This is a genomic window from Streptomyces sp. NPDC031497 (genome assembly GCF_055580905.1).
This window is the reverse complement of sequence record NZ_JBVIKO010000021.1, coordinates 77337-87659: the sequence shown is the minus strand read 5'-3', so window position 1 is coordinate 87659 and position 10323 is coordinate 77337. Positions and strand designations below refer to the sequence as shown.

Annotated in this window: 1 protein-coding gene; it reads left to right on the top strand. The window is 73.3% G+C overall.

The annotated features are described in order from the left end of the window. Positions 1-11: 11 nt before the first annotated feature. Positions 12-10319 carry an SDR family NAD(P)-dependent oxidoreductase gene (locus ACZ5K7_RS34785; protein WP_468919855.1) on the top strand — a complete coding sequence of 3436 codons (10308 nt, stop codon included), beginning with the start codon at positions 12-14 and terminating at the stop codon, positions 10317-10319. Positions 10320-10323: the final 4 nt, after the last annotated feature.

Sequence of the window (10323 nt, the reverse complement as noted above, 5' to 3'; positions counted from 1 at the left end):
GGGGGTTGCACATGTCCGAGGAAGACAAGCTGCGCGGCTACCTGAACCGGGTCATGGTCGACCTGCGCAAGGCCAACCGCCGCCTGCAGGACGTCGAACAGTCCCGCACCGAACCCATCGCCGTCGTCGGCATGGCCTGCCGCTACCCCGGCGGGGTCCGCTCCCCGGAAGACCTGTGGCAGGTGCTCTCCGAGGGCCGGGACGTCACCGGCGAACTGCCCACCGACCGCGGCTGGGACGTCGACGGCCTCTACGACCCGGACCCGGAGCGCTCCGGCCGCAGCTACGTACGGCGCGGCGGCTTCCTGGACGACCCCGGCGCGTTCGACGCGGGCTTCTTCGGGATCTCGCCGCGTGAGGCGCTGGCCATGGACCCCCAGCAGCGGCTGCTCCTGGAGACCTCCTGGGAGGCACTGGAACGGGCCGGCATCGACCCCACCGCACTGCGCGGCACCCGCACCGGCGTGTTCGTCGGCCAGAACTACCAGGAGTACGGCACCGGACTGGCCCACGCCCCCGCGAGCGTCGAGGGACACCTGGTCACCGGCGTGGTGCCGAGCGTGCTCTCCGGCCGGATCTCCTACACCCTCGGCGTCGAGGGCCCGGCCATCACCGTGGACACCGCCTGCTCCACCTCCCTGGTCACCCTGCACCTGGCCGTACAGTCGCTGCGCAACGGAGAGTCCACGCTGGCCCTGTCGGGCGGCGTCACCGTGCTGGCCGGACCCGGACCGCTCATCGAGTTCAGCCGCCAGCGGGTGCTGGCCGCCGACGGCCGTTGCAAGGCGTTCTCCGCCGATGCCGACGGCATGGGCATGGCCGAGGGCGTCGGCATGCTGGTGCTGGAGCGGCTGTCCGACGCGCGGGCCAACGGCCACCGGGTGCTGGCCGTGCTGCGTGGCTCGGCGGTGAACCAGGACGGTGCGTCCAACGGGCTCACCGCCCCCAACGGCCCCTCCCAGCAACGGGTCATCCGCGCCGCCCTGAACGCCGCCGGGCTGACCCCCGCCGACGTCGACGTGGTGGAGGCGCACGGCACCGGCACCTCGCTGGGCGACCCCATCGAGGCACAGGCCCTGCTGGCCACCTACGGCGGCGACCGCGAACGGCCGCTGCTCCTCGGGACGGTGAAGTCCAACATCGGACACACCCTCGCCGCCGCCGGGGTGGCCGGCGTCATCAAGTCCGTGCTGGCGCTGCGCCATGAGAGCGTGCCGAAGACCCTGCACGCGGACACCCCGTCCCGGCACATCGACTGGTCCACCGGCACCCTCTCGCTGGCCACCGAGGCGGTGCCCTGGCCACGCGGCGATCGGCCGCGCCGCGCCGCGGTGTCCTCGTTCGGCATCAGCGGCACCAACGCCCACGTCATCCTGGAAGAGGCCCCCGAGCCGGAGGACGTGGAGCAAGCGGTGGCCCCGCAGCCGGTGCTCTCCCTCCCTATGCCGGTGGTGGTCTCCGGCCGCGGCGCGACCGGCCTGGCCGACCAGGCGGCGCGCCTGCGCGAGTTCGTCGCGGCCGACCCCGAACTGACCGTCGCCCGCCTGGCGTTCGCCACCGCCACCACCCGGGCTGCGTTGGAGCATCGTGGTGCGGTGGTGGCCGCGGACCGGGATGAACTGCTGGCCGGGCTGGCGGAGTTGGCGGATGGCGCGCCGGGCGCTGTTCGTGCGGTGGCGGACCCGGGCGGGCTGACGGGGTTCGTGTTCTCGGGGCAGGGGTCGCAGTGGTCGGGTATGGGGCGGGAGTTGGCGGCGCGGTATCCGGTGTTCGCGGAGTCGTTCGCGGATGTGTGTGGGCGGTTGGAGTCGGTGTTGGGGCGGCCGGTGCGGGGGGTGGTTCTCGATGGTGGTGATCGGCTGGATGAGACGTTGTTCGCGCAGTGTGGTCTGTTCGCGGTCGAGGTTGCGTTGTTCCGGTTGCTGGAGTCGTTCGGTGTGGTGGCGGACTTTGTGGTGGGGCATTCGGTGGGTGAGGTGGCGGCGGCTCATGTGGCGGGGGTGTTGTCGCTGGATGACGCGGTCACTGTGGTGTGTGCGCGTGCCGGGTTGATGCAGGAGTTGCCGTCGGGTGGGGCGATGCTCGCGGTCAACGCCACGGAGGCGGAGGTCGCGGAGGTCCTGTCGGGTGAGGTCGGGATTGCGGCGGTCAATGGTGTGCGCTCGGTCGTCGTGTCCGGGGTCGAGTCGGCGGTGGAGGCTGTAGCGGCGCAGGCGCGGGAGCGGGGCTGGCGGAATACCCGGCTGCGGGTGAGTCACGCGTTTCATTCGCCGTTGATGGACCCTGTGCTGGACCGGTTCCGGGAGGCGATCGCCGGGGTCACCTTCGCCGCCCCGAGCATTCCGTTCGTGTCCACCGTGGATCTCAACGCCGCTCCCGTGGATGCCGGTTACTGGGTGCGCAATGTCCGGGACACGGTCCGGTTCGCCGATGCGGTGGCCCACCTGCACGAGCAGGGGGTGACGAGGTTCGTGGAGGTCGGTCCGGACGCCGCGCTGACCGCCGTAGGGCCGGACTGTCTCCCGGAGGATGCGACCGCGGCTTTCATCCCACTGCTCCGCCGCGACCAGCCGGAATCGGTGACCCTGTCCACCGGGTTGGCCCGCTTCCACGCACATGGCGGCCGCATCGACTGGGCCCGCTATCTGCCCGCCGCCGACCCGGTCGACCTGCCCACCTACGCCTTCCAGCGCCGACGCTACTGGCTGGACAACGCCGAGCCGGTCGACCCGACCGCGCTCGGTGCGCTGCCCGCCGGGCATCCGCTGCTCGGCGCGCTGGTCGCCCTGCCCGGCGCCATCGACACCGTCCTGACCGGGCGGTTGAGCCTGCGGGCCCAGCCCTGGCTGGCCGACCACCAGGTCACCGGCACGGTGCTGCTGCCCGGCACCGCGTTCGTCGAACTCGCCCGGCACGCCGCCGAACTGCTCGGGGACAGCCAACTGGACGAGCTGACCCTGGAGGTCCCGCTCGTCCTGCCCGCCGAGGGCGCCCTCGCCCTGCGGGTCGCCGTCGCAGAACCCGACGACGCCGGCAGCCGCGGTATCGAGGTGCACTCCCGGCCGGAGGGCTCCACGGCGCCTTGGACCCGGCACGCCACCGGTGTGCTGGCCGGGAGCGGCGACGACGTCGTCGGTGCGGATCTCGTGCAGTGGCCCCCGGCCGACGCCGAGCCGGTCGACCTGGACGGGTTCTATCCCCGGCTCGCCGACACCGGCCTCGGATACGGCCCGGCGTTCCAGGGGCTGCGGGCCGCCTGGCGGCGCGGCGACGAGATCTTCGCCGAGATCGCCCTGCCCGACCAACCACGGAGCCAGGCAGGGGAGTTCGGTCTGCACCCGGCGCTGCTGGACGCGGCGCTGCACGCGCTCGCCCTGCGCGGTGACGACGGCCTGCGGTTGCCCTTCGTCTTCCGAGGGGTCCGCTGGTACGACACGGGCGCGACGGCGCTGCGGGTCCGGCTCACCGTCGTCGGGGAGGACGCGGTTCGGTTGGACCTGGCCGACGGCGGCGGCGCCCCGGTCGGCGCCGTCGAGCGGGTGGTGCTGCGTGCCCTCACCGGTGAACTGCGCACGCCCGCACGGCTGGACTCGGTGTACCGGCTGGACTGGACGCCCGCCCGCACCGGACACCCCCGTCCTGCCGGCGCCGATGTGCTGTTCCGGGTCGAGGACACGCCCGTGGCCGAGCGTACCGCCGCCGTACTGTACCGGGTGCGCGGCTGGTCGGCCGAGGAGCCCCCGCAGGGCGCCCGACTGGTCCTGGTCACCCATGGTGCCGTCGCGGCCACCGCCGACGAGGTGCCCGACCCGGCCGGTGCGGCGGTGTGGGGGCTGGTGCGCTCGGCGCAGATCGAGTGGCCCGACCGGTTCGTGCTGCTGGACACGAACGACCCCACCGTCACGGACGCCGACCTGACCGCGGCACTGGCCATCGACGAACCTCAACTGGCGCTGCGTGCGGGGCGGGTGTTCGTACCCCGGTTGGCGCGGGTGTCGGAGGTGGTCGGGGACGCTCCATGGTCGGCTGGGGACGTTGTGTTGGTCACCGGCGCGAGTGGGACGCTCGGGGGCTTGGTGGCGCGGCATGTGGTGGAGCGCCATGGGGTGCGTGGTGTGGTGCTCGCTTCCCGGCGAGGCGGTGACGCGCCGGGTATGGCCGAACTGGTCGCCGAGCTGCGTGCGTTGGGTGCCGAGGTGGCGGTGGTGGCGTGTGATGTGGCTGATCGGGATGCGGTGGCCGCGTTGCTGGCCGAGCATGCGGTGACGGCGGTGGTGCATGCGGCCGGGGTGGTGGACGACGGCCTGGTCACCGGTCTCACCGAGGAGCGGTTGGCGGCGGTGCTGGCGCCGAAGGTGCTGGGCGCACGCTGGCTGGACGAACTGACCCGCGATCGGGACCTCACCCGGTTCGTCCTGTTCTCCTCCGCCTCCGCGACCCTCGGCAACGCCGGACAGGCCGCCTACTCCGCCGCCAACGCCTACCTGGACGCGCTGGCCCGGCAGCGCCACGCCGCCGGGCTCCCGGCGACCTCGCTGGCCTGGGGGCTGTGGGAGCAGCGCAGCGGCATCACCGGCGAACTGTCCGAGGCCGACCTGGCCCGTATCGCCCGCGGTGGTGTCGCGGCCCTGCCCACCACGGAAGCCCTGGCGCTGCTGGACGCCGCCGTGGGGCTCGGAGAGGCGGCCGTACTGCCGATGCGGCTGGGCACCCCGGCCCTGCACCGGCTCGACCCGCTGCCGACCGTGTTCGCCGGCCTGGTCCGTGGCCGGCGCCGTACCCGGCAGCAGTCCGGCTGGGCCGACCGGCTGCGGGCGCTGCCCGTACCGGAGCGCCGCCGCGCCGCCCTGGACCTGGTGCGCACCCAGGCCGCGGGGGTGCTGGACCTCGCCGGAGCCGAACAGGTCGGCGCCGAACAGTCCTTCGCCGACCTCGGCGTGGACTCGCTGACCGCGCTGGAACTGCGCAACCGTCTCGGCACCGCCACCGGGCTACGGCTGCCCACCACCCTGGTCTTCGACCACCCCACCCCGGCCGCGCTGGCCGGATTCGTACTCGCCGAGGCCGGTGACCCGCAGACCGCACCGGAACCCGCCGCACCCACGGTCACGGCCGCCGCGGACGAGCCGATCGCGATCGTGGGCATGGCCTGCCGCTATCCCGGCGGGGTCGGCACGCCCGAGCAGTTGTGGGACCTGGTCGCCGCGGGCCGGGACGGCATCTCCGCCTTCCCCGCCGACCGAGGCTGGGACCTCGGGGCGCTCCCGGTCGGACTGGGCGGATTCCTCGCCGACGTCGCCGGCTTCGACCCCGGTCACTTCGGCATCTCGCCGCGCGAGGCGCTGGCCATGGACCCGCAGCAGCGGCTGTTGCTGGAGCTGTCCTGGGAGGCGCTGGAACGCGCCGGGATCGACCCCACGGGCGTCCGGGGCAGCCGTACCGGCGTGTTCGCCGGGCTGATGTACCAGGACTACGCGACCCGGCTCGCCCATGTGCCCGAGGAGCTGGAGGGCTACCTGGGCAACGGCAACCTGGGTAGCATCGCCACCGGCCGGGTCGCCTACACCTTCGGTTTCGAAGGCCCCGCGGTCACGGTGGACACCGCCTGCTCGTCCTCGCTGGTGGCCATGCACCTGGCCGCCCAGTCGCTGCGCTCCGGCGAGTCCACCCTGGCGCTGGCCGGCGGGGTGACGGTGATGTCCAGCCCCACCCCGTTCCGCGAGTTCGACCGGCAGCGCGGCCTGGCCGCCGACGGCCGCTGCAAGTCCTTCTCCGCCGACGCCGACGGCACCGGCTGGTCCGAGGGCGTCGGCATGCTGGTGCTGGAGCGGCTGTCCGACGCGCGGGCCAACGGCCACGAGGTGCTGGCGGTGCTGCGCGGTTCGGCGGTGAACCAGGACGGTGCGTCCAACGGGCTCACCGCCCCCAACGGCCCTTCGCAGGAACGGGTCATTCGCGCCGCGCTGAACGCGGCGGGACTGTCCCCCTCGGACGTGGACGTGGTGGAGGCGCACGGCACGGGCACCACACTCGGCGACCCGATCGAGGCGCAGGCTCTGCTGGCCGCGTACGGCGGCGATCGCGAGCGGCCGTTGTGGCTGGGGTCGGTGAAGTCGAACATTGGGCACACGCAGGCCGCCGCGGGTGTCGCCGGCGTGATCAAGGTCGTACAGGCCATGCGGCACGGGCGGCTGCCCCGCACTCTGCACGTCGACGAACCGACCCCGCACGTGGACTGGTCGGCCGGTGACGTACGGCTGCTCACCGAGCCGATCGACTGGCCGGAGACGGAGGTGCGTCGGGCGGCGGTGTCGGCGTTCGGGGTGAGCGGGACGAACGCGCACGTGATCATTGAGCAGGCGCCGGCTGTCGAGCCTGTACCGGTCGGTGAACCGGTGTTGCCGGTGCCGGTGGTGGTGTCCGGGCGGAGTGTTGGGGCGTTGCGGGCTCAGGTGGGTCGGTTGCGTGAGTACGTGCTTGCCGCACCGGGCGCCGGTGTTGCGGAGGTGGCGCGTGCGGCGGCGCTGTCCCGGGCTGCTTTGGAGCATCGCGGTGCGGTGGTGGCCGCGGACCGCGATGAACTGCTCGCTGGACTCGCAGAGTTGGCGGACGGGTCGGTCACCGGCGTTACCGGTCACGGGGGTGGCACCGGGTTCCTGTTCTCGGGGCAGGGGTCGCAGTGGTCGGGTATGGGGCGGGAGTTGGCCGCGCGGTATCCGGTGTTCGCGGAGTCGTTCGCGGATGTGTGTGGGCGGTTGGAGTCGGTGTTGGGGCGGCCGGTGCGGGGGGTGGTTCTCGATGGTGGTGATCGGCTGGATGAGACGTTGTTCGCGCAGTGTGGTCTGTTCGCGGTCGAGGTTGCGTTGTTCCGGTTGCTGGAGTCGTTCGGTGTGGTGGCGGACTTTGTGGTGGGGCATTCGGTGGGTGAGGTGGCGGCGGCTCATGTGACGGGGGTGTTGTCGCTGGATGACGCGGTCACTGTGGTGTGTGCGCGTGCCGGGTTGATGCAGGAGTTGCCGTCGGGTGGGGCGATGCTCGCGGTCAACGCCACGGAGGCGGAGGTGGCGGAGGTCCTGTCGGGTGAGGTCGGGATTGCGGCGGTCAATGGTGTGCGCTCGGTCGTCGTCTCCGGGGTCGAGTCGGCGGTGGAGGCTGTAGCGGCGCAGGCGCGGGAGCGGGGCTGGCGGAACACCCGGCTGCGGGTGAGTCACGCGTTTCATTCGCCGTTGATGGAGCCGGTGTTGGACCGGTTCCGGGAGGCGATCGCCGGGGTCACCTTCGCCACGCCGAGCATCCCCTTCGTGTCCACCGTGGATCTCAACACCGCTCCCTTGGACGTCGATTACTGGGTGCGCAATGTCCGCGACACGGTCCGCTTCGCCGATGCGGTGGCCCACCTGCACGGCCAGGGTGTGACGAGGTTCGTGGAGATCGGCCCGGACGCCGCGCTGACCGCCGTAGGACCCGACTGTCTCCCGGAGGACACGACCGCGGCCTTCATCCCGTTGCTCCGCCGCGACCAGCCCGAAGTCCGTTCGCTGGCAACCGGGTTGGCCCGGTTCCACGCACACGGCGGTACGGTCGACTGGGCGTCGTATCTGCCCGCCGCGTCCCCGGTCGACCTGCCCACCTACGCCTTCCAACGCCGACGCTACTGGCTGGACAGTGCCGAACTGCCGCACCGGAATGGCTACCCGCTGCTGGACGCGGTCGTGGAGTTCGCCGAGGAGGACGGCTTCCTGTTGTCCGGGCAGCTGGCCACCCGGGCGCAGCCCTGGCTGGGGGAGCACACCGTGCTCGGCGCGACCGTCGTGCCCGGCAGCGTGTTCGCCGAACTGGCCCTGCACGCCGCCGCCGAGACCGGCGCCGGGGAGGTCGCCGAACTCACCCTCCAGGCACCGCTGGTGCTGCCCGCGGACGGTGCGGTCGAGGTGCAGATGAGGGTCGGTGCGCGGGGCGCGGCGGGAGAGCGCCCGCTGACCGTGCACGCCCGTCCGGCCGAGGACGGCACCCCGTGGACCTGCTACGCCCGTGCCGTACTCGGCCCGGTGTCGGCAGGGCCTCAGGACGCGCCGGTTGCCTGGCCGCCGCCGGACGCCGTCGCGCTGGACGTCGGTTCGGCCTACGCCGAGTTCGCCGCCACCGGGCTGGAGTACGGCCCGGCGTTCCAGGGCCTGCGTGCGGCCTGGCGGAGCGGTGACGAGATCCTCGCCGAAATCGAGCTGCCCGACCTGACCGACGCCGGCCGCTACGGGCTGCACCCGGCCCTGCTGGACGCGTCGCTGCACGCCTTGCGCTACCTGCATGAGGACGAGGGCGACCGCACCTTGCTGCCGTTCGCCTGGAACGGGATCGCGCTGCGCCGCGCCGGGGCGTCCGCGCTGCGGGTGCGGATCTCCCCGGTCGCCGCCGAGGCGGCCCGGATCGAACTGGCCGACGCGACGGGCGCCCCGGTCGGGGTCGTCGAGTCCCTGGCGGTCCGGCCGATCTCGGCCGAACAGCTCGGCCACCATGAATCGCTGTACGCCGTGGAGTTGGCGCCCGCCGCCCTGTCGGGCGGTCCGGAGCCGACCGTGCTGGACTGCGCCGAGCTGGCCGAACTGCCCGACGGGGAACTGCCCGAGGTGGTGGTGCTGGCGGCCGGGACCGAGGCCGATCCGGTGGCCGCGGCCGGCCGGGCGCTGGGCGCGGTGCGCACCTGGCTGGCCGAGGACCGTTTCGCCGGCAGCGGCGCCCGACTGGCGCTGCGGACCCGGAACGCCCGCACCGATCCGGCCGCCGCCGCGGTCTGGGGTCTGCTGCGCTCGGTGCAGCAGGAACACCCGGACCGCTTCCTGCTGGCCGACTTCGAGGCCGCCGACGGTACCGAAGCCACCGCGGCCTCCGACGGCACCGGCATTCCCCCCGCCGCCTGGAACGTGCCCGGCGGGCAACTGGTGGTGTGCGACGGCGCGGTGCTCGTACCACGGCTGTCCCATGTCCCGCTGTCAAGGATCACCGACCGGGACGGCGCCACCTGGGATCCGGGCGGCCCGGTGCTGATCACCGGGGGCCTGGGCGCGCTCGGTGCGGCCCTCGCCCGTCATCTGGCCGGTGACTGCGGAGTGCGCGAACTGGTGCTCACCGGCCGCCGGGGCGCGGACACCCCGGGCGCCGCCGAACTGGTCGCCGATCTGCGTGAGTTGGGTGCCGAGGTGGCGGTGGTGGCGTGTGATGTGGCTGATCGGGATGCGGTGGCCGGGTTGCTGGCCGCGCATGCGGTGACGGCGGTGGTGCATGCGGCCGGGGTGGTGGACGACGGTCTGGTCACCGGCCTCACCGAGGAGCGGTTGGCGGCGGTGCTGGCGCCGAAGGTGCTGGGCGCACGCTGGCTGGACGAACTGACCCGCGACCGCGAACTCACCGACTTCGTGCTGTTCTCCTCCGCCGCCGGAGTGCTCGGCGCCGCCGGGCAGAGCGCCTACGCGGCGGCCAACGCCGCACTGGACGCGCTGGCCCGGCAGCGCCACGCCGCCGGGCTCCCGGCCACCTCGCTGGCCTGGGGGCTCTGGGAGCAGCGCAGCGGCATCACCGGCGAACTGTCCGAGGCCGACCTGGCCCGCATCGCCCGTACCGGGCTGCGGCCGCTGACCACGCCCGAGGCGCTCGAACTGTTCGACCTCGCCCGTACGGTCGACGAACCGGTACTCGCTCCGATGCGCCTGGACCGGACGGCCCTACGGACCGGCGGCCCGGTCCCGGCGGTCCTGCGCGGCCTGGTCCGGGAAACACCGGCCACCGCTACGGCAGCCGGCGCGGGCTCCGCACCCGCCGCCGCACTTGCCACGCTGTCCGGACCCGACCGGGAGAAGGCGCTCCTGGAGCTCGTCCGCGCCGAAGCGGCCAGGGTGCTCGCCTACGACTCACCGGCAGCCGTGGCCGAGCACCGCACCTTCGCCGAACTCGGCGTCGACTCGCTGGCCGCGGTGGAACTGCGTAACCGGCTGTCCGAGTCCACCGGCATCCGGCTGCCCGCCGCGGTGGTGTTCGAGTACGCCACACCGGTGGCGCTCGCCGGGCACCTGCACACGTCCATGCCCGCGGCCGACGGCGCACCGGCCGGCTTGCCGCTCGCCGGACTGGACCAGCTCGAAGAAGCCCTGGCCGGTGCCGAACCCGGCGCCGTGGACCAGGCGAAGCTGCGCATGCGGCTCACCGCGCTGCTCGCCAAGTACGGCGGCGAGGAGCAGTCCGGCGCCGCACCGGAGCACGACCTGTCGTCGGCCTCCGACGACGAACTGTTCGGCCTCGTCGACGGCCTCGGCGCCGACCAAGGGTGAGGAA

What these genes read in the sequence shown, in the direction of transcription:
- ACZ5K7_RS34785 (WP_468919855.1), top strand. Translation starts at nt 12, where the DNA reads ATGTCCGAGGAAGACAAGCTGCGCGGCTACCTGAACCGGGTCATGGTC.